Consider the following 21,521-nt stretch of genomic DNA (forward strand, 5'->3'; position numbering starts at 1 on the left):
TCATACTCTGACAACAAAAGCGAATATGTTCTCTCTGAATCACAAATTTTATATTTTTTTATCGTCCGAAGTTGTTACCGTTGTCATTTTTAATTAGGCGCTTTACACTTAAGGTAACTTAACGAGGAGGGCTTTCACATATGCGTAATTATAAATATTTAGTGTATGGAGGTATTTCGGTTGTTTATCTATTTGCCCTATATGCTTTGTTCCACCTTATTCGTACAGCTTATTTTCTATTCTTTGTCTAGCCATAAACAAAAATCCGGAAGTTAATGTCGCCTCACTTAACAGGTCGCATTAACTTCTGGATTTATTTTATTTTTTATATTAAAGTCTAACGGTGCCACAAGTAACGATCGACCGCCATTGCGACGGCTGCGTTTTCATGGAGTTGACTATGTTGAGCAGCTTTTCCGTGGAATACTTTTTCGGTGTAATTCACATTAGTCCCGCGTAGTAGCGGCTTGATTGACCGTGCGGAGACGTTCGTTACCAAACTATCCGAGTTCGTGCCATCATCTAAATTGCCGATTATATTTAGCAGGTGGACGTTATGCGGGAAGTTCGTCCGTTTACCGGCCAACAATTGATACGCGGCGTGCACGTACTTAGGCTGACCAGAACTTAGAAAACTGTTCTGATTAGCCACGTCATCTTCCCCAACAACGCCGTCAAACGGACCGGCAATGGTCACCAATTTATTGATTTTTGGAAAATCACTTGCCTGTTTCGTCATTAATAAATTAACACTCGCCACACACCCCGCTGAATGCGCGACGATGTTATACGTCGCAAAATTCTGCTTTGCTTTAACAGCGGTGATGACTTTCGCTAGCCAGGCACTTTGTTGATCGTACTGCGCTAAATTATTTTGGAAAACGACCTGAATAATCGGATTACGCGTCTTTGCGGCCCAGCTCCCACTCAACGTGACTTGTCCACTAGGACTGACCGTCGCCACTAATACTTTATGCGCGCGTGCGGTCTGTTCCGCGTGTTGGATGAGCGTATTAGTCGAATTAGCGCTCCCCTGAAACCCATGAACGTAAAAAGTCGGTACCCGACTCGTCAACCACGGTGACTTGGGCTTACTGGTCGGCGCAGTCGATGATGCCGATGTCGCCGTGTGTCCGGAACGACCACAACCACTTAATCCAATGACAACCATTAATCCCAATACTAACCATTTCAAAAATCTAACCTTACGCAAAATATTTCGCCTCATTATTTACATTTACCAATTTCGCTTGACCGCAACAAGCTCATCTTTTAAATAGGTTGCCGCCAACTGCAGGTAGGTGACGTGCTTACCCGGTGTCGGTGCGTGTAACAGCCACCCATCACCAGCGTACATTGCAACGTGATGAACAGTCCCGTTACCGTGATCATGTGCAAAAAAGCAAAGGTCACCGGGTTGCGCATCAGCTAACGGAATCGTGGTCCCCATTAACGCCTGGTCACTCGCATCACGTGGCAATCGGACCCCAATTGCGCGGTGTAAACTGTAAACAAATCCTGAGCAGTCAAACCCGTACGCACTGATGCCGCCCCACAGATACCGCAAATCTAAAAAGTCCCTGCCTAACCGCACCATCTTTGCGCCCGCCGTCAAATGCTGATCAGCGAAAGCAAACTGGGTGGCACGTTTGGCCACTTTTCCGATTCCGAGTGGTGTTTGAACCAAGTCATAGCGATGGTCCTGACTATCCACTACGGGTAATTCCGTTCCTAACGTTAACAGCCGCAACGTACTGCCATCCGGACGTAGTAACGGCGTAAAACCGCGTTTAACCGTCACCGTGGTCCCAGTCCGCAAAGGCAACGGCACCAGTGAGAGCTGTGCCGCCCAAACCCAACCAGGATACCCCTGCGGATGCCGTGCATCGACTTGGGTTGCAACGTAACCGTACGCCCAGCCATCGACAACGCGGTCAATAACAAACGGGTCGTTAAATAGTGCCTGGGTCACCAACCGATTATTTTGCTCTAACGCCACGGTATCCGCATCGCTTAACCGGGTTAACCACGAAGACAGGCCGTCATTGTCTAAGGCCAGTCGATCAATGGACGAGACCCTAGGTTGCCGCCAAACATTAGCGACTGCAGCTGAAATTCGCGCTGTTTGCATATCAATCACCCCACTATTCTTAAATTTTACCATACCATTACTATACTCTGGAAACACCAGAACAGTAAGGTTGCTATCCTTTCTTGCCAAACTCAGCTATAAAATTAAAAAACAATGTGAAAGTATGCTATGATACTAATAATCACTTAGGAGGCGTTTTTTAGCATGGATAAAACCGATTTGAAAATTCTGAACGCCTTGCAGGCGGATGCCCGTATTTCGCTAAAGGCGCTGGCTGACCAGTGCTTTATCTCCTCACCAGCAATTTCAGCCCGGATTACGCGGTTAAAAAAGAGCGGGATTATCCGTGACTACCAGGCAAACCTAAACTACGAAAAACTAAATTATCACATCAAGGCTTACATCCAGCTTCAGTTGGAACCGACAGAAAAAGAGCGTTTTTACCCGTTCGTTGCCAGTATCCCCAACATCTTGGAATGTGATTGTGTGACTGGCGAGTACTCACAAATCTTAAAAGTCGTTTTTGAATCCACCCAGGCGTTGGATGAGTTCGTTAACCACTTGCAGTCCTTTGGCAAGACCAGCACCCAGATTGTCTTTTCTACGAGTGTTGCAAACCGTGGCTTAACGTTGCCAGTCGATCACGATACCAGCCAAATCAAGGAATAGCCGTGCGTAACATTACCACATCACGGTTTCCAAAATAAAAGGTCTACTCAGAAACTAAAATTTCCGAGTAGACCTTTTTCTTTTACGCAACCATCAATTGATAGTTACCGTTTCAATAAATTCATAATTGCCGTCTGGGTCGTTAATTGGTGTCTCGTCTTGAACATTTCAAGGGTTGTGCCACAGCCCAACATTAAAGCGACCCCGATTAAATTCAAGATAAGCGGTTGAATCGTTAAAAAACTAGCCATACAAATACTAATCAAAAATAGAATTGCGCCTAAAATCATTCCGGCAGTCAAACTAATGAAGCTGGTTTTCATCTCAAACACTCCCATTTGCGCGACTTATCAAGCAAATCGATTCATGATAAAAATTACGCCCAGTCCTGATAACCACAATGCGAACAGCGGTCCAAGTACTAACGGTCCGAAGCTGTACCAACCAACGATTCCAATAAATAGAACCTCAGCACTGTGCACCATCAGCAACAAATCCCGGTAGGCCCGGTAATACCATTGCCCAACTAATCCTAATGCAAACGCAACTAGAATCACCCCATAGAAAAAGCCGTGTACCATGTGACGAACACTCCTTCAACTTGGTTTTAAGAACTGCCCTTATTGTGACAACTTTTGTTAAAACTGGTTATCAATTTAATGTAAAGTTGAAGTTATTTTTGAGTAAACCCCTAAAGACTGAAAAAAGGCAACTACCAGCTTTCGCACGCCGCAGTTGCCTTTGAATACACTATTTAGGTTGAGCCTTTAAGCTCAACTTTTCAACGTTTAATTCTTTATCGACCCAGCCATCCACAAAGCTGCTCTCATGGCTAACCAAAATCAGATTACCATTGAAAGCTTGTAACGCCCGCTTCAAGCCTTCCTTTGTTTCGTCATCCAAATGGTTAGTCGGTTCATCCATAATTAAAAAGTTACTTGGAATCAGTTCCAATAAGGCTAACTTAACCTTCGTCTGTTCCCCACCACTTAATAAGTGCATCGGCTTCATTGCGTTGGCGGCGTTGATCCCACACTTCGCCAACTTAGTCCGAATCGTCTTCGGTAACATCGTCGGGTACTTATCTTGAATCGTCTGTAACGGGGTTAACTGGGGATTATCCCATTCCAAATCTTGCGTAAAGTAGTTGATTTTAGCCGAAGGTGAGAAGTTTGACTTCCCACTAATAGCTGGAATCACACCTAAAATCGACTTAATCAAGGTTGACTTCCCAACCCCGTTAAATCCCTTAAAGGCAAGCTTTTCGCCGTTAGTCATCGTAAACGTCACGGGTTCTAGTAACGGCTTACCATAGCCAACGGACAGTTTCGTCACACTTAACGCGTTTTGCGAACCAGTATCCAAATATGGGAAATTGAACGAGGCGTGCGCATTTTCTGACGGTGGATCGACCCGATCCAAATGCGATAGCATCTTTTCACGCGATTTTGCCATCGTCGACTTTGAACCGGCCTTGTTCTTCCGAATAAACTTTTCAGCTTTATCGATAACCACTTGCTGCTTTTCAAAAGCCTTGAGTTGGGCTTCCTTACGCGCTTCTTTTTGACGCATCGCTGATTTGAAATCACCACGATACTTAATAATCTTTCCAAAGGCGACGTCACAAATACAGTTGGTGACGTTTTGCAAGAAGTCATAATCATGGGAGATGACCATGACAGCCCCTTCGAAGCCGTTCAAATAGTCTTCCAGCCATTCAATATGTGACGTATCAAGGTAGTTCGTCGGTTCATCCAAGATAATCACGTCCGGATTTTCCAGCAGCAATTTGGCCAAAATAATCTTGGAACGTTGTCCACCTGACATTTCACTGATAACGTGGTCCCGGCCGATGGCATCTAAGCCTAGCCCCGTAATGACCCGTTCCATTTCAGTTTCAATATCATAAAAATTATTAGCTTCGAGAATTTCTTGAATCCGGCCAGCCTTTTCCAGCAGCTTGTCGTCCATGTTTTCCGCATAGTCGGCATAATGTTGTTGCATCTTATCATCTAATTCATACAGGCGCTTAAACGCGGTTTTCAGAAAGGCGTACAACGTCATTCCAGCTGGAATATCAGCGTATTGGTCTAAATACCCCGTCCGAATATTACGCTGCCACTTGATTTGACCGGTCAAAGGTAAAATTTGACCCGTTAAAATCTTGATTAGCGTACTCTTGCCGGCCCCGTTTTGCCCCACAATTCCCATGTGGTCAGCCTTTTCTAACGTAAAGTTAGCATCATCATACAGTTTCCGATCCGCAAAGCTTTGGGATAAGTCGGTTACTTCTAGTAAAGCCATTGTGTTTTCAACCTACACTTTCATTTCTTCACGTGATAAAACAGACCCCGTTATAAACGAGGCCTGCATTCACAAAGTTAGTGGGCTTACGCCATCACTAAGTCCTTGTCTAGTTCATATTGCATGTGGAAATACATCCGATCACCAATGGGTTTAATCCCCACGGTTTCATAATGGTAGCGGTCATAGAGCTTCTTCGCCCCTAAGTTAGCCATGTCAACATTCAAACCGATGCGTTTCATGCCATCGGCTCGTGCATATTTTGGCAAGGCGGCTAATAACTTACCGCCAATTCCGTGACCCTGGTAATCCGGGTCAACCGCAATCGAATCCAAGTACCATTCGTGCTCATAACTTTCTGCTTCAGCTTCAAATGCTGAACCAAACGCATCATTGTCCGCAGTGACTCGTGCTAAGACGTCGTCCACTGCGTCCTCATTTTTGTCGGGGTAGCCAAACGCGACCCCGACTACTTGACCATCGGCCTCGGCCACCACCGTCGTCGCTTTTCCAGACAAATAATCAGGTGTCCGGTAAGCGGCAGTAATGGCCTGCTCTAAGTCAGGTTCAGGTATGTCGTCTAGTTCCTCAAGTTGCATTTCATCAAAAATCATATTAATTAGCGGTGCTATCTGGCCCGCGTCGTCTTGATCGGCTGGTCGAATTGTTATCACGAATAGCCCTCCTTCTTTAGTAATTATTAGATTACTATGAAAGCCCGCACTTGTCAAAATAACCGCCGCCGCGTGGTATACTGATAAACGAAATTATTTTGAAGGGATTTGAGCTTTTGAATATTCGCGACATTGATCACATTACACTAACGGTTACTGATATTGCGCGGTCACTACGCTTTTACCATGAAGTGTTCGACCTACCAATTCTGACTTTTGACGGTGACCGTAAAGCCGTTTTAGTTGGTAAACAAAAAATTAATTTTCAAGTCATTTCAGAGCCTCACGAACCGCTAGCCGCAAAACCGACTCCCGGTAGTGCGGACCTGTGCTTCATCGCAAAGGACCCCATTGACGCCATCGAACACCACTTAAAGAGCTACTTCGTTGACATTGTGGAAGGTCCCGTCGAACGAACCGGGGCACACGGTCACTTGACCTCACTATACGTTCGCGACCCAGACAATAACCTGATTGAAATCAGCAACTATCATTAAGATACCTATATAATAGTAGAAAACGGTTTCTTTAACGCTTTAGTTCTTAACCATGAACAACAAAACTGGTAACCCCTTTTAACGGCGGTTACCAGTTTTCTTATTTGTACACTTATTATTGTCGACTAATCGGAGGTTGCCACTGATGGCATCGGTCGTGAAGGTGGCGTTTGGCCAATGATTCTTTGGCCTTACACCACGGACGGTCCGGAACAATTGCAAAAAAACGCAATTGTTCCGGGCGAGGGGTTAGACCGCTCCTCAGGCTAACCCCGGTCCCACGACCGCATGTCATCAGTGGCAACCGGACTTCCTATTCTGCCGCGCCAACCATATCGCCAGCGGTGACTGTTTGATCCCCATTGAGGGATAAGTTCGTCACGTGGTCCATATTAGTTATAACGACCATCATCGTTGTCTTTTTCCCAGCGGCTTTAATCGCTGCTAAATCAACCGTCGCTACGGCTGAACCCGCTGCAATCTGATCACCTTGTTCAACGTGTAATTCAAACGGTGTCCCGTTCATTTCCACCGTGTTGATGCCCATATGCAACAAGATTTCTAACCCAGATGCCGTCTTCAAACCGACCGCATGCTTCGTTGGAAAAATACTGGTGACTTCACCACTAACCGGTGATACCACTTCCGCATCCGTTGGTTCAACCGCGTAGCCATCACCCAGTAGTTTCTGAGCAAACGTCGAGTCGTCTACCGCGCTAATTGGCATCAACTGACCCGTTGCGGGTGCGTGCATGACGGTCGTTACGGGAACACTTGGCGCTTCCGTTGTTTCCGCCTTAGTTGGTGCGACCGTTTCAGCCGTCGGAGTCGCACTTAATTGACCCGTGAATAGTTGTTGTAAGGCTTCCGCAACAAATTGTACTTCCGTTCCAATTACGATATGAATGTTATGTGTATCCAATACGTTTAATCCGGGGACTCCCGCTGCTTTTACTGCATTTTGATCGACCTTAGCCGTATCCTTTAATTGTAATCGCAACCGAGTCGTACAGTGGTTGATGACGTCGATGTTATCCTGACCACCAATCGCTGCGTAGATTTTCTTGGCTTGGCGTTGATACTTATCGTCAGTTTCATCCACTGCCACCGTTTCATCAGCGGTCGCAACGACGTCTTCACGCCCCGGCGTCTTCAAGTTAAACCGCTTAATGGCAAAGTCAAAGCCGAAGTAGTAAATGACCGCCATTACTAGTCCTTGTACGATCAACATGTATGGTTGGTTCGCCAGTGGCATCCGGAAACTTAACAAATAATCGACAAGCCCACCACTGAATGAAAAACTAGCGGTCCAGTGCATCAGGGCCGCAAAGCCGGCTGAAACACCCATTAATACCGCGTGAACCAAATATAATGGCCAAGCAACAAACATGAATGAAAATTCCAACGGTTCGGTCACACCGGTAAAGAACGATGCAAACGCGCCGGCCAACATCAGTGAGCCCACTTCTTTTTTGCGTTCGGGCCGTGCGTTTCGATAAATCGCGTACGCCCCAGCTGGTAACCCAAACATCATCACTGGGAAGAACCCGGCTTCATACATCCCGGTCACGCCCTTAACCCCGTGGCTAGCCCAGAAATTACCAATATCGTTGATTCCAGCCACGTTAAACCAAAATACGGAGTTTAACGCGTGGTGTAACCCAGTTGGAATCAATAACCGGTTAAAGAACCCGTAGAGTCCCGCACCAACAAAACCAAGTTTTGAGATGCTCGTTGCAAAGGCAACCATGCCATCATAGAAAAATGGCCAAACGAAGTACATTCCCGCAGTAAAAAATAACATGACAAAAGCCGCCATGATTGGCACTAATCGTTTTCCACTAAAAAACGAGATGGCCATGGGGAGCTTAACTTCATGAAATTTATTATACAAGGCCGCGGCAATTAACCCGGCACAGATCCCAACTAGGACGTTACCGTTAATATATTGAAACGCGGTCTTAACGTGACTCGCTTTAATGTTGAGTAACGTTGCTAACCCGGCTGGTGCTAACATGGTCGTTGGGACCAAGTACGCAACCAGACCCGCAATTGCAGCTGAGCCATCCTTATTCGTCGTCATCCCAACGGCTAACCCAACCGCAAACAGTAGCGCTAAGTTATTTAAAATTACATTACCGCCTGAAATCATGAAACGTGATAAGATCCACGCCTTCGGTAAGTAGTTACCGAGCCCCACTAAAATCGCTGCCGCTGGTAACGTGGCAATCGGCAACATTAGTGATTGCCCGACTCTTTGAAAATATGTCTTCATACCAATTTCTCCTCGTCATCTTCTATAACACGTTGTAAATCCTATCACAACACGTCATTTGGTGAAAGCCGGATTCTCGCATTTATGTATAGACCAATTATTCACTAAGCGTTTCCATTCCCATTAAATTAAGTCTTGATTATACTGAAAAAAGTTCTGAAAATTTTCAGAACTTTTTTCAAGAACGACTTATTTAGTTGTCACGGGCTCAGCCGCCTGCTTAAATTGACGAACCGTTTCAGCCAGATGGACTTCATGGGTCACGAACTCATGAACCCGGCAAACGTAATCATGTTCACGACCGATTTTGGCGATGTACCCATTAATGTAATCGACTTCGGTTGGCCGGCCCTTTGAAAAGTCTTGATACATTGATGGATAATGATACTTATAAGCGCGGCTGACCGTTTCCACCGAGTCGATTTCTTCTTGGCGGGTCTCAATTAACTTAATGCCGGCCCGTTCACAGGCATCGTAAGCTTCATTAAACATCTGGGTCGCCATATCCTTAACGCCCGGATAAGCGATAAACTGGCCCATTTGAATTTCAAACATCGTGCAGAGACTATTTGTCACAGCGTTGAAAACTACCTTAGACAGACACATCCCCATAAAATTATCCGACCAAACTGGCCCTAATCCTGCTGCTTGAAAATCTGCCATGACTTGCTTAGTTGTTGCGTTCATTTCCCCAGCGTAGTTGCTCATATGCATCGTTTCACTACCCACGGGGCCCATGAAATCAACTGAACCGGGACCATTTAGCACTGTAGCAATCATCGCCGTCCCGCCAATAATATGGTCTTGTGGAAAGTAATCGTTGAGCTTTTCAAAATGTCCCATCCCGTTCATCGCCGCAAAAACGTACTGATCATCGTGGAACAATGGTGCATCCCGTTTTAGTTCGTCTGCTAACTGCATCTGCTTTTTAAACACAATCCAGACATCCGGATGCCCGTGATATTCTTCAGGGTAATAAATATTAATGGGCACCATGTGCTGATTTTCATGGTCACGGGCCACCATGACACCACCTTGTTGCCGGACCTTTTCAACGTTTGGTTGCCACGTCTCGATGAAGTCCACTTCAATGCCTGCATTTTCTTGTAACATAACACCGTACCGATATCCCATGGCACCCGCACCAATTACACCATATTTCATATTAAAAGCCACCCTTTCAATTAATCCTATGAATTTTTTATACTATGTGTTAAATCTTGAAACTAATGCTGAAAATCCATGTTAAAACTGCTATGTGTGGTTTAAAAGTCGACAAAAAACGCCCTTTGGATGCAATGATCCAAAGGACGTTTTCACGGGTTACCACCTTTATTCAAATAATGCTCGCGCACTATTTCTCAGCACGTTCAAAACAACTAAACGTGTGCACAATAATGGGTGCCCCCAGCGAATCTCGAAAAATTCGCGCCTACACTTGTCCTTTTATCAACTTGACGTGACACCTTCTCATCAATCGGTGCTTTCTGAACACGTCAACCTGACGACTACTACAAATGCTTCGACTTTGCTCATCAACTTTTAATGTTCTAACCATAATATCATTAACTAAATAAGTCAACCCACTTTGCTGAAAAAAACAGTTGCCCGTTATTTCTTAATGCCGATAGACCGTTTAGTCTTACAAGTCAGGCTACTAGCTTAATTTTATTAAGTTAGTGAGCTTGTTGACCGTTTAACGTCGTCAATAATGGTTTCCAGTCCAACGACCAGATCATGCCAAGCGCATGGTCGCCCGTTAAGACCCCCATCAACGGGCCGATTTCACCCGTCTTGACCCGGACAGCTGGGAACTGGTAGCGGAGTTCGCTCGCCCAGTCCTCAGCAATCTGCTCATCATTTGCGCTAATAACGTCCAACCGTACCGGCAACTGACTCGTGATAACAAAGCGGCCAAACTGTTCCTGAACGGCCTGTTGGGCATTCTTTAACGTCCGCTCTTTACCTAGGACCTGGATCTTACCGTGCTCATTAAAACTAATAATCGGCTTATTTCGTAAAACCATCGTTCCGGCCAAACTACTATTATTATAGATCCGGCCGTTTTTAACTAAGTGGCGCATACTATTGACGATTAACACCGTGGTCGTGGCCGCCCGTAAATGCGTCAGCTGTGCCATAATCTCATCCATATCATAACCAGCCAACGCCATTGCAGCCGCAAGTTTAACCATGTTAGCAGTCCCAGCACACGCTGTCCGCGAATCAAAGACTTGAACGTCCAAGTCTTTGACTGAAGGGGCGTAGGCCTTTAAGTTATTGACCCAGCCACTAATCCCACTACTTAACCCAACGACTAACACCTGATCATAGCCAGCCGCTTTCAGCTGATCAAAGACGACTTGCATTTCCGCCATTGAAATTTGGGAAATCGTTGGAATATCTTTCTCAACTTTTAATAACCGGTAAAATTGATCAGTGGTAATGTCACTATTCTCGTGATAAACGTGATTGCCAAACATAATGGGATCATTTACCACGGTTATCTTATAATCGGCGGCCGCTTGTGGGGATAAATTCGCGGAACTATCCGTTACTACCGCAATCTTCATTAATTTCACTCCAATTATGCGCGCGGAACAACCGGCGCACCCGTTTCTCCGGATAACCCGGACATCCCCACCACCTTAAAGCACGGCAGGGTTTAACGCCCGTAAAAAAAGACGCTCCCATACAGTATACTGTACGAGCGCGTTCTTTTTCAAATGGCAATCCCCGCTTGGACTGGTAACGCTGCCACCCGCTTCGGCCAAACCGCAGATTCCGCGATGGGAATCGCTGTGACGTGAGCTTCTGCCTCTAAATTGGCGAGTTGTTCTGGCCACAGGGTACCCGTTTGATAGCTTTGATTACCAAGCACCTTCAACGTAAACCGTTCCTCACTGGCATACCGTGTCAAAATTGCCGTCGGTAAATCGCTAAAGATGAGGTACGATTGGGCCAGCTGGTTAAAATGAGTGACCGTCAATTGGTGATGATTACGATTAAACGCAGCGCCCCGAATGCCCGTCCGGATACGCTGACCAGCCACGACCATATCATTTAAGACACTATTTGCCGTGGCGCTACTCCCAGCACCGGGACCCGTGTATAAGCTGTCACCAATAGCTTGACTCGCAATCATGATGCCATTTTGAACCCCGCCGACTTGGCTTAAGGCTTGGTCTTGCCCCACCGCAACCGGCGCCACCCGACAATATAAGCGCTGACCGTGTTGCCGCGCCTGTGCCAACAATTTAATCTGCCAGCCATTGACGGCTGCTTGGCGACACTGCGCCGCCGTCACGCTAGTAATCCCGACTGGCTGTACTTGCTTAACCGTTAGACCTTGACCAAATGCAAACCGGCTCAAAATAATCAGTTTGTAGGCGGCATCAATCCCCTGTACATCGTGACTGGGGTCTGCTTCCGCGTAACCTAAACGTTGCGCTGTTGCTAGAGCTTCGGCGTACGATTGCCCGGTTTGCGTCATCGCACTCAAGATATAATTAGCCGTTCCGTTGATAATCCCAGTAACGGATTGAACCGTATCAGTCGCATAACTGTCGGTTAGCGTCCGTAAGATTGGAATCCCACCGGCGACACTCGCCTCGTAGAATAAATCACAGCACCGTTGTTGGGCTAAGGCTACCAACTGATCCCCAGCAGTGGCAATCAAATCCTTATTAGCCGTTACGACCGACTTGCCATGCTGTAACGCCGTTATGATGGCGGCCTTGGCCGTTGCTACCGTGCCCATCACTTCGACGACCAGTTGGATCTCCGGGTCCGTCACAACCGCATCAATCGAATTGGTCAGCCGCGTCCCAACTGGCAAAACTACTCTACGGGGCGCATTCAAATGGTGGACGGCAACCGCTGCTAGTTGAAAACGCACTCCCTGCATCTGTTCAATTTTAGTTGCCGCTTCGCGTAACCGTTCCACCACCCCACTGCCGACGGTGCCTAATCCTAACATGCCCACTTTGATTGTCGTTACCATTTGATCACCCTCCTATAATTCGTGCGTTTGCCACTGTTAGTTTCAAGTCAACCATTAGACTAGTCCCACTTTTGCTAGATCCAACGTAGCCAACCAGTTTTGGTACAGTTGCCGACTTGCATCTGGCCAACTGTAATCAACCGTGCTTAAAGTCGATTCTTTAAAATAATGTTGTGGTAAGTTAATGGGCAGGTGCTTGCGGCGGTCCCGAAAATATTCATTTGCTAGCGTTGTTGCTTCATATTCCGGGTGGCCGGTCACGTAAACGGCCCGTTGACGGGGAGCGTTTAACACTAATGGTCCCACTTGATTGTTGGTCGCCACCACGTGCAAATCAGCTGGTAAATCTTCTGGCAAAATGAGTTGTGTGTGCCGAGACTGGGGCATCTTCAGGGCTCCATCCGTACTTAATCCCCGCGTCAGCCGTGAGTCTTCGTCAACGGCGGTCGCGGTGTAAATGCCAAAAATCTTTTCCGACACTTCTTGTTTTTGGACGTTAAACGCTGCGTACAATCCCGCCTGGGCGGCCCAACATTCAAATAACGTCTGGGTAACGTGCCGCTGCGCCCAACTAATGATTGCTAGGAACTCATCCCAATAATCCACTGCCTCAAAGTCCAACTGTTCAACCGGCGCCCCAGTGACGATCAGGCCATCAAAATGCCGGTCAATGACTTGATTTAACGAGACGTAGTTGGCAGCCACAACGGCTTTAGGCAAGCTCTTAAAGTGATGGCTGACTGGATACATGAACGTCACGGCCACGTCTTGTTCTACCGCCGCAAGCCGTTGTAAAAATTGCCGCTCCGTATCCTGCTTATTGGGCATCAAGTTCAAGATTAAAACTTGTAGCGGTTCCTTGACCGCTGCGTTATCCCATTGTCCCTGCGCCTTTAATAATCCATTTACTGCTGTGACTGCCATGTTGATCTTCCTCTCTTCTTTAGAACGCAAAAAAGCTTTCGTCCATTAGCTTCATATACTGAAACTAACGGACGAAAGCTTTCGCGTTACCACCGTTATTCATCGTCATCTCACAATGACAACCTCGACAAGTACCCACTGGATACTCCGCAATATATCGGTTGCCACCGCACCCGTAGCCTTACGACCCGGGTCATGACTCCAAGCTCATCTTCACCGTACCAACGATTACTTCTCTCACCAAACTGAAGCTCTCTGAAAATCGTTCGCACCGTTACTCTTCTCTTCAACGTCTTAATGTTTTTTAATTTAAAGTTAATCTAACACCTGGATGAGTGCCTGTCAACTTTCTGCTTCAAACTTTTCTTCATCCGCCTATTTAGTCCGAAAGTTAACTAATTATGACTAAATACTTTCTAAAAAGTAAAAGGCCTAAAATCACTGTAGGTTATCCACTCCGTCGGGGAGCACTGGGTGCTATGGGGGATGGCCCCCAGCCATAGTTCGGTCTGGGACCTCAATTCAAAGCCGACAGCCCACGTCTTTGAATTGCCCCGCAAGATTGGCGCAAAGAGCGTCCGCCAATCTTGCCGACACAGCACGCCAACACTCCCCGCCTTCGCTCAAATTAGCTTTCCTATTATTGATTCAAAAATTCATTGAATCATCGAAGGCTGGCGCTGATAACATCAGTCGTGAAGGTGGCGTTGAATCGGCAGTTTTTCTGCCGATTTTACACCACGGACGGTCCGGGACAATTGCGACTTTTGCAACTGTCCCGGGCGAGGATTGAGACCGCTCCTCAGGCTTAATCCGGTCCCACGACTGCATGTTATCAGCGCCAACCGGACTGGTAGGTTCAACAAGAGAATGTTTTTCATTATCAATCTTAATTATTCTGTTAGCATCGGCTGTTCACATTATTTTTTAATTATTTTCAAATTTATCTTATTAGCCAATTTTGCTGGCTACATCAGGGATTAACCCCTTAAAATTCCGACTGATTTCTAATGATTCTGTGAACAATTTCAGAAAAAGCCTTGACACGCTTTTTTCCTTTGCCTATACTAAACTCAATTAATAAACGAAAGCGAGGAACCAAGGATGACAAAGTTAGTGCTCAACTTGAACAGTTCATGGCAAAGCCGGCCGTTCAGATTGTAATTCCGTTGCACGGATACAATCTGGCAAACAGTTTGTATCTGTGCCGGCTTAACTTTGATATCCAAAGGAGTCTGCATGGGTTTTAGACACAGCAGGCTTCGGTTCCCTAAAGGGCAAACCAGGCTTACTGGTTTGCCCTTTTTTTGACGACTTTGCCCGAATCAGTTCTTCATTCTAAATTATTTTGAGGTGACAATATTGAAACGTATGATTGCATTTATTAGTGCCCTAATCGTTTTTCTAGGCGTCGCGTTCTTCGCGACCGGCAATAAAAAAACGACTAGTGCTCAAGATACAGCCGGTAAGATTCCAACGGTCGGCATCTTACAACTCCAGACCCACCCCGCACTTGACGCGATTCATCGCGGCGTGATCGCCGGCTTAAAGGAATACGGCTACGTCCCGGGCAAGACCGTTAAGATTGACTATCAAAATGCTCAAGGTGACCAAAGCAACTTAAAGACGATGAGTCAAAAGTTCACCAACGAAAACGCTGCGGAAACGATTGGGATTGCCACACCAGCAGCCCAAGCTCTAGCAACCGCGGCTAACAAGGAAACACCAGTTATCCTTGCCGGTATTACCGATCCATCCGGGAGTGGCTTAATCAAAAGTGACCAACATCCCGGTGCCAACATTACGGGGACTTCGGGTGAATCACCATTAAAGTCCCACCTAGATTTACTCAAGCAATTAGTCCCAAAGGCTAAAACCATTGGAATTATCTACACGACTTCCGATCATGGTGGCGAATACAACGCGAAGAAGTTTGCCCGGATCTGTAAACAAGCTGGTGTGAAGTACAAGCTCTACACCATCGCTAACACCAACGATATGCAACAAGTTGCCGAAACGATGGCTTCCCAAGTAGACGCCGTTTACGCGCCACAAGATAACGGGGTCGCCAGTGCGATGAAGACCTTAGTCTCCGTCACAAACAAAGCAAACGTTCCCGTCATTCCAGCAGTTGATACCATGGTCAAGGCTGGTGGTCTAGCCACCCTCTCCGTTGACCAGTACCAATTAGGGAAACTCTCAGGCGAAATGGCTGCCCAAGTTTTAAAGGGGAAGTCCCCTAACAACTATGCCATTAAGATTATTTCTAAAGGTAAAATGACGTTAAATTTATCCGCTGCCAAGAAATTAGGCATCAAATTCCCAGCCAGCGTGCTGAAGGAAGCCAAAACGAAAGGGGTTATTTACAAATGAGTATGATCGTATCTAGTATCGGCCAGGGCCTCTTATGGGCTACCTTAGGCGTCGCATTATTCTTAACTTTCCGAATCTTAGATTTCCCTGATATGACCGTTGAAGGCACGTTCCCACTAGGTGCCGCTACCGCCGTCATGGCAATCAGTCACGGCATGGGGCCACTTACCGCTTCGCTCCTCGCCTTTGTGGCCGGCGCCGTCACCGGACTCGTTACCGGCTTGCTATACACCAAGGGTAAGGTTCCCATCCTGTTAGCCGGAATCCTAGTCATGACCGCTTGTCTCTCCATTAACTTACGGATCATGGGCGGCAGTTCGAACGTTTCACTATTAGGAAAAACGACGCTATTTTCCAACCACTTTCTCGCAACGTTACCAAAATATTTCGACAGTGTCTTCGTTGGGTTAGTCGTGATTTCCGTCATTACAATTTTACTGATGGTCTTTTTACAAACGAACCTAGGCCAAGCCTTCATTGTCACTGGCGACAACCGTGAGATGGCCCGCTCAATCGGAATCAACACCGACAACATGACCATCATGGGACTAATGGTTTCTAACGGAATCATTGGTTTAGGCGGTGCTTTAATTGCTCAAAACAATGGTTACGCTGATGTCAGCATGGGGATTGGGATCATCGTCATCGCGTTAGCTTCAATTATCATTGGCGAAGTCGTCTTTGGTGAATTGACGTTAAACCAACGTTTAATTGCCGTAACCTTAGGGAGTATTCTCTATCAATTCGTCCGGTTACTCGTCCTTCAACTTGGATTCAATACCAACGACATGAACCTGTTATCCGCCTTGATTTTGGCCATTTGCTTGATGTTGCCACAATTCAGTAAAGCCCTACACCTAAACCACGTTTTGAAGAGAGGAGTTGCCCGTTATGACGAAAACTAATCAACCCTTACTTGCGTTAAACGACATCGTTACGAAGGTCAACGCCGGCACCCCTAACGAAGTCATGATTTTAAAGCACCTCAACTTGAATATTTACGACGGCGACTTCATTACCGTTCTTGGCTCCAACGGTGCGGGTAAGTCGACTCTCTTCAATACGATCAGTGGTGAACTCCCCGTCACCGACGGCCAAATCAAGTTACGCGGCCGTGACATTACCCACCTTTCCGTTGAAAAACGGACGGCCTTCTTAGCCCGGGTCTTCCAAGACCCCAAGATGGGAACCGCCCCACGAATGACGGTCGCTGAAAACCTCTTGTTAGCCAACCAACGTGGCAAACGCCGCACGTTGCGCTTACGCCGGCTGAAGCAGCACATGGCCCAATTCAAGGAACTGACGGCTTCCATGGATAGTAACGGTTTATCCGACCGACTCAATACCGCCACGGAAAATCTTTCCGGTGGCCAACGCCAAGCCTTGAGTTTCTTAATGGCGACGGAACAACGGCCCGACTTATTACTGCTCGATGAACACACGGCCGCCCTCGACCCTAAAACCAGCGAACAGCTGATGGTGCAAACTAATCAGCGGGTCACTCAGGAAAAATTGACTTGCTTGATGATCACCCACCACTTAGACGACGCTTTAAAGTACGGCAACCGCCTCATCGTCTTAGATCAGGGCCAAATCAAGTACGACGTTCGTGACGAAGAGAAAGCCCAACTTACGAAGGAACAACTTCTTAGCTTCTTCGATACGATCGAATAATTTTGACACGACAACCTAAAAATCTCCTTAAGCTAATCACTACGGCTTAAGGAGATTTTTTTCAGATAAAGGTTGAAAGTTGAGTTTGAGAATTAACTACTTGTAAACCAGTCCGGTTATTTGATGGTAATAGCAATAGTAAGACTGTTTTGAGCGCAGTCTGGTAGAGTTGGCGTGCTGTGTCGGCAAGATTGGCGGGTGAATTTTACGCCAATCTTGCGGGGCACTTCAAAGACGTGGGTTATCGGCTTTGAAGTGAGGGCCCAGACCGTCCTCTGGCTGGGGCCGTCCCCCATAGCACACCAGCTCTACCAGACGGAGCGGATCATTTAGGAATAGTTATCGTAACGATGTTAATAGTAATTTTAGACTTTTTAACCGTTAACTTTCACTAATCAGAATCAATAAATAGATGCCCCCGTAATTAATTATGTAACCGTTTTGTTTGCTAGTCCACCGAGGTAGTGTTATATTCAATTTAGAATAGTTCTAAACTAAAATTGGAGGTCGTCATAATGAAAGTTATTGTCGTTGGTTCTTCACATGGTGGTTATGAAACAGTTCGTGGTATTTTGGCCGCTCAGCCGGATACAGAGATTCAGTGGTACGAAAAGGGCGATTTTCTGTCCTTCCTATCCTGCGGGATGCAGCTCTACCTTGAAGGCGTCGTCAAAGACGTTAACAAGGTGAGCTACGCCACCCCTGAAGGTATGCAGGCTCAGGGCGTTCACGTTTTCCTCAACTCGGAAATTGCTAAAGTTCAACCTGATCAACATACGGTGCACGTCATTGATCACGCTAGCGGTCAGGAACGTGACGAAAGCTATGACAAGTTAGTCTTAAGTGTCGGTGCCGTCCCATTTGACCTGCCCGTTCCCGGACACGACCTTCAAAACGTCTACGCCATGCGGGGACGTGATTGGGCGATGAAGTTGAAAGCCAAGACGGTTGATCCATCCGTTAAAAACGTGGTTGTCATCGGCTCCGGTTACATTGGTATCGAAGCGGCCGAAGTCTTTGCGAAAGCCGGCATGCACGTCACGGTCATCGACCTCTTACCACGCTTGCTCAGCCTCTATTTGGACCAAGAATTTACTGACATTTTGACGAAAACCATGACGGCACACGGTATTTACCCCGCCGTTGGTCAAGGTATCAAGTCGTTTGAAGGTCAGGATGGTCACGTCACCAAAGTCGTAACTGACCAAGGCGAATACCCAGCAGACTTGGTTGTTTCAGCGGCCGGAATTCGGCCAGCTACCGGCTTCTTAAAGGGCGTTGTTGATTTAGACGACCACGGCCTGATCAAGATCAACGACCACCTGCAAACTAGCGAACCAGACATTTACGCCGTTGGGGATGCAACCTTAGTGCCATTCGCACCAACTGGTAAGGACAACCGGATTGCCTTAGCGACGGTTGCACGTCGCCAAGGTCGGATTGCCGCACAAAACTTATTAGGCGGCGATTTTCCAATGGTACCCGTTTCAGGTTCATCGGCCCTCTCCGTTTTCGACTATCACTTTGCCTCAACCGGGATTAAGGAAGGAACGAGTGATAAGCTAGGCGTCAAGAGCGCGTCAGTCCTAGTGACCGACACCATTCGGCCAAAGTTCGTTCCCGAATCGGACGGTAATACCAAGGTTTGGTTCAAGTTGACCTTTGACCCAGAAGACGGTCGGGTCCTTGGCGCACAAATCATGTCAAAAGCTGACGTAACGGCAAACATTAACGCCATTTCCGTCGCCATTCAAGCGAACATGACCGTGGCGGACCTCGCCTACGCTGACTTCTTCTTCCAGCCTGGCTTTGACCGGCCTTGGAACATCATTAACGTGGCCGCACAAAAAGCGCTCGTTGATTTGAAATAGTCCACTTTAAACCTTAATTACATCAAAACTGCGTAGCTACTCCTGACAATGAATGTCAGCGGTAGCTACGCAGTTGTTTTTATTATTAAAATCTGAAAATATTGCTGTCAACATTTTAATAACAGCAATAAGACTTTCCAAATCAGTCGTTCTAACGTAAGATTTTCCACCTCCGCTAAATCGATGTTAATATCGAAGCCATCGGAGGTTGTCGCTGATAGCATCGGTCGTGAAGGTGACCTTTGACCGGTGATTTTCCGGTCTTAGGCCACGGACGGTCCGGAACAATTGCGTTCTTGGCAAGTGTTCCGGGCGAGAGGCTAGACCGCTCCTCAGGCTAGCCTCGGTCCCACGACCGCATGTTATCAGCGACAACCGGATTTGAATATATGGTTAATAAATATTAATTAATCCCTGAGTCCCTTGGTCTCCCAGGCCCTTAACGTCGACCATGACTTCATAAAGTCGTTTGGCCTGAGCCGTTGCGACTAAGTCCAGACCCATGGCGTCCGCCTCACTCAACGCAATTCTCAAGTCCTTCAAGAAATGGCGGGCAAAGAATCCTGGGGTATAGTCATCCTTCAAGATGCGAGGCACGTAATTTTCCATGCTCCAGTTGTCAGCACCACCGCTAGATAAGGTTGCTAACACCTTCTGTGGGTCTAAACCAGCTGCCTTAGTGTAAAGTAACATTTCGGTTAACCCCGTCATCGTACCAGCAATCATAATTTGGTTGGCCATCTTGGCATGCTGACCCGTGCCAGCGGCCCCAAAATGATTGACCTTATGTCCGATAACGTTGAACAACGGTAACATGGCTTGGTAAGTTGTCACGTCACCACCAACCATGATCGTTAGCGTGGCGTTCTTTGCGCCAATATCACCGCCAGATACCGGTGCATCCAACGCGTGCATGCCGTGCGCCGTGGCGTAAGCGGCAATCTTTGCCGCCAGCTTAGGCTGACTCGTTGTCATGTCGACGACCGTCTTACCTTTTGCTAAACCGGCAAAAATCCCCGTCTCGCCAAAGTAAACTCCTTCGACATCTTTTGGAAAACCAACCATGGTGAAGACCACGTCACTTTGCTGCGCAACTTCGGCTGGCGAAGCGGCCCAAACCGCCCCTTGTGCCACTAAGTTGTCGGTCTTACGTTTGGTCCGATTATAAACTACCAACTGATGACCCGCAGCCATCAGATTTTGAACCATCGCGGCGCCCATGACGCCGGTTCCAATCCAACCAATTTTCATTTTTAACGTCCCTTTCTAAACCACCGTTAACTGACTTGACGTTGACGCCAAACGTGCACAATCATCGTCACAACAAATGCCACTAAAACAATGCCGCCAAACGCACTGGCGGGAATTTCAATCCCGATAGCCGGAATCGACAGGAATAATTTAATCGCAATGATCACGATCAAACAATACGCCATCGTTTCCAACTCGGGAATCTTACGCATTAGTCGCATAATGACCTCGGCAATCCCCCGCATGCAGGCGATCCCAATCATCCCACCGATGAGGACAATGACCGGGTTGTCCGAGATAGCAAGCGACGCTAATACCGAATCAATCGAAAAAATAATGTCCATCATTTCAATTTGTAACACCACCGACCAAAAACGACTAAGCCCTAAGAACCGGCGCTGACGACGTTGCTTTTTAGGCCGCGCCTCCCCCGGCTTTGGTTGTGTAAAGAAACGATAAACTAAATATAAAAGATACCCAGCGCCCAGAACTTTGATTTCCCAAAAACCAATTAGGTAGGTGCCAATGCCAATAATCAAAAAACGAAATAGATACGCGCCCCATAAACCATAGAATAATGATTTTTCACGTTCCTGCAAATTATCCAAACTCTGAGTTTGTGCTGCTAACACAACGGCATTATCAACCGACAGTAAGCACTCGATCACCGCCAACGACAGGATAATTAACCAATCCTTGGCTGACGTGATCACGCTGCCCCAATTAGCAACACTAAAGAAGGGTTCGTATAATTGTTCCAGTAAATGTAACACGCAACAACCTCTTTCTGTTTGTAAATAATTACTCTCTTCTAGTATACCTGTTATAGGGTGGCCTGAAATAATCAAACCTAATTTTCTGTAAATAATCGGCTGACTAATTAAACCCAAACGAGGTGTGCGGATGCTGTTTAC

At 46.8% G+C, this 21,521-nt stretch carries 19 protein-coding genes; 6 read left to right on the plus strand and 13 right to left on the minus strand.

The annotated features are described in order from the left end of the window. Positions 1-337: 337 nt before the first annotated feature. Together IV64_RS13500 and IV64_RS13505 are read right to left on the minus strand one after the other, a co-directional pair. On the minus strand, positions 338-1,213 hold the full coding sequence (locus IV64_RS13500) for an alpha/beta hydrolase (protein WP_237757353.1): 876 nt from the start codon (positions 1,211-1,213) through the stop codon (positions 338-340). Between the two features lie 24 nt (positions 1,214-1,237). Then, positions 1,238-2,131, minus strand: a complete 894-nt coding sequence (locus IV64_RS13505) for a C40 family peptidase (protein WP_057707855.1) — start codon at positions 2,129-2,131, stop codon at positions 1,238-1,240. A 165-nt stretch (positions 2,132-2,296) separates the two neighbouring features. Between IV64_RS13505 and IV64_RS13510 the strand changes: the two genes are divergently transcribed. After that, entirely contained in the window at positions 2,297-2,761 is a 465-nt protein-coding gene (locus IV64_RS13510; protein WP_057707857.1) for an Lrp/AsnC family transcriptional regulator, read from the plus strand. Positions 2,762-2,865: 104 nt separating this feature from the next. Here the strand turns inward: IV64_RS13510 and IV64_RS13515 are convergent, their stop codons facing one another. The 4 genes from IV64_RS13515 to IV64_RS13530 form a co-directional block, all read right to left on the minus strand. Continuing rightward, positions 2,866-3,084: a hypothetical protein gene (locus tag IV64_RS13515; protein WP_057707859.1), complete on the minus strand. Its 219-nt coding sequence runs from the start codon at positions 3,082-3,084 to the stop codon at positions 2,866-2,868. A gap of 27 nt (positions 3,085-3,111) precedes the next feature. After that, the gene (locus IV64_RS13520) at positions 3,112-3,342 is read right to left on the minus strand and encodes a hypothetical protein (protein WP_057707861.1); all 231 of its coding nucleotides are present in this window, start codon (positions 3,340-3,342) and stop codon (positions 3,112-3,114) included. 169 nt (positions 3,343-3,511) lie between these two features. After that, a complete protein-coding gene (locus IV64_RS13525; RefSeq protein WP_057707863.1) occupies positions 3,512-5,065 on the minus strand; it encodes an ABC-F family ATP-binding cassette domain-containing protein in 1,554 nt (517 codons plus the stop codon). 86 nt (positions 5,066-5,151) lie between these two features. Then, positions 5,152-5,739, minus strand: coding sequence for a GNAT family N-acetyltransferase (locus tag IV64_RS13530; RefSeq protein WP_057707865.1), 588 nt, complete (start codon positions 5,737-5,739; stop codon positions 5,152-5,154). Positions 5,740-5,855: 116 nt separating this feature from the next. Between IV64_RS13530 and IV64_RS13535 the strand changes: the two genes are divergently transcribed. Continuing rightward, positions 5,856-6,236 carry a VOC family protein gene (locus IV64_RS13535; RefSeq protein WP_057707867.1) on the plus strand — a complete coding sequence of 127 codons (381 nt, stop codon included), beginning with the start codon at positions 5,856-5,858 and terminating at the stop codon, positions 6,234-6,236. A 313-nt stretch (positions 6,237-6,549) separates the two neighbouring features. Here IV64_RS13535 and nagE read toward each other — a convergent pair whose 3' ends face one another. The 5 genes from nagE to IV64_RS13560 all read right to left on the minus strand — a co-directional run bounded on the left by nagE (position 6,550) and on the right by IV64_RS13560 (position 13,438). Then, positions 6,550-8,511 carry an N-acetylglucosamine-specific PTS transporter subunit IIBC gene (nagE, locus tag IV64_RS13540; protein WP_057707870.1) on the minus strand — a complete coding sequence of 654 codons (1,962 nt, stop codon included), beginning with the start codon at positions 8,509-8,511 and terminating at the stop codon, positions 6,550-6,552. A 189-nt stretch (positions 8,512-8,700) separates the two neighbouring features. After that, on the minus strand, positions 8,701-9,675 hold the full coding sequence (locus IV64_RS13545; RefSeq protein ID WP_057707872.1) for a ketopantoate reductase family protein: 975 nt from the start codon (positions 9,673-9,675) through the stop codon (positions 8,701-8,703). Between the two features lie 512 nt (positions 9,676-10,187). After that, positions 10,188-11,084, minus strand: a complete 897-nt coding sequence (locus IV64_RS13550) for a DegV family protein (protein WP_057707873.1) — start codon at positions 11,082-11,084, stop codon at positions 10,188-10,190. 149 nt (positions 11,085-11,233) lie between these two features. Then, on the minus strand, positions 11,234-12,514 hold the full coding sequence (locus tag IV64_RS13555) for a homoserine dehydrogenase (RefSeq protein ID WP_057707875.1): 1,281 nt from the start codon (positions 12,512-12,514) through the stop codon (positions 11,234-11,236). Positions 12,515-12,568: 54 nt separating this feature from the next. Next, entirely contained in the window at positions 12,569-13,438 is an 870-nt protein-coding gene (locus tag IV64_RS13560; protein ID WP_057707877.1) for a homoserine O-acetyltransferase/O-succinyltransferase family protein, read from the minus strand. Positions 13,439-14,797: 1,359 nt separating this feature from the next. Here IV64_RS13560 and trpX point away from each other — a divergent pair. The 4 genes from trpX (at position 14,798) to IV64_RS13580 (ending at position 19,356) form a co-directional block, all read left to right on the plus strand. Next, on the plus strand, positions 14,798-15,811 hold the full coding sequence (gene trpX, locus IV64_RS13565) for a tryptophan ABC transporter substrate-binding protein (RefSeq protein WP_272946845.1): 1,014 nt from the start codon (positions 14,798-14,800) through the stop codon (positions 15,809-15,811). After that, entirely contained in the window at positions 15,808-16,716 is a 909-nt protein-coding gene (locus IV64_RS13570; protein WP_057707879.1) for an ABC transporter permease, read from the plus strand. Before trpX ends, IV64_RS13570 begins: the two co-directional genes overlap by 4 nt. Continuing rightward, positions 16,703-17,485 carry an ABC transporter ATP-binding protein gene (locus tag IV64_RS13575; RefSeq protein WP_057707881.1) on the plus strand — a complete coding sequence of 261 codons (783 nt, stop codon included), beginning with the start codon at positions 16,703-16,705 and terminating at the stop codon, positions 17,483-17,485. The genes IV64_RS13570 and IV64_RS13575 overlap by 14 nt, the downstream gene beginning before the upstream one ends. 515 nt (positions 17,486-18,000) lie before the next feature. Next, a complete protein-coding gene (locus IV64_RS13580; protein ID WP_057707883.1) occupies positions 18,001-19,356 on the plus strand; it encodes an FAD-dependent oxidoreductase in 1,356 nt (451 codons plus the stop codon). A 393-nt stretch (positions 19,357-19,749) separates the two neighbouring features. Here IV64_RS13580 and IV64_RS13585 read toward each other — a convergent pair whose 3' ends face one another. Next, on the minus strand, positions 19,750-20,607 hold the full coding sequence (locus IV64_RS13585) for an NAD(P)-dependent oxidoreductase (protein WP_057707885.1): 858 nt from the start codon (positions 20,605-20,607) through the stop codon (positions 19,750-19,752). A 26-nt stretch (positions 20,608-20,633) separates the two neighbouring features. After that, positions 20,634-21,380, minus strand: a complete 747-nt coding sequence (locus tag IV64_RS13590) for a TerC family protein (protein ID WP_057707887.1) — start codon at positions 21,378-21,380, stop codon at positions 20,634-20,636. Between the last annotated feature and the right edge of the window lie 141 nt (positions 21,381-21,521).

The sequence above is a fragment of the Lactiplantibacillus xiangfangensis genome (assembly GCF_001438845.1).
GTDB classification, from domain to species: domain Bacteria; phylum Bacillota; class Bacilli; order Lactobacillales; family Lactobacillaceae; genus Lactiplantibacillus; species Lactiplantibacillus xiangfangensis.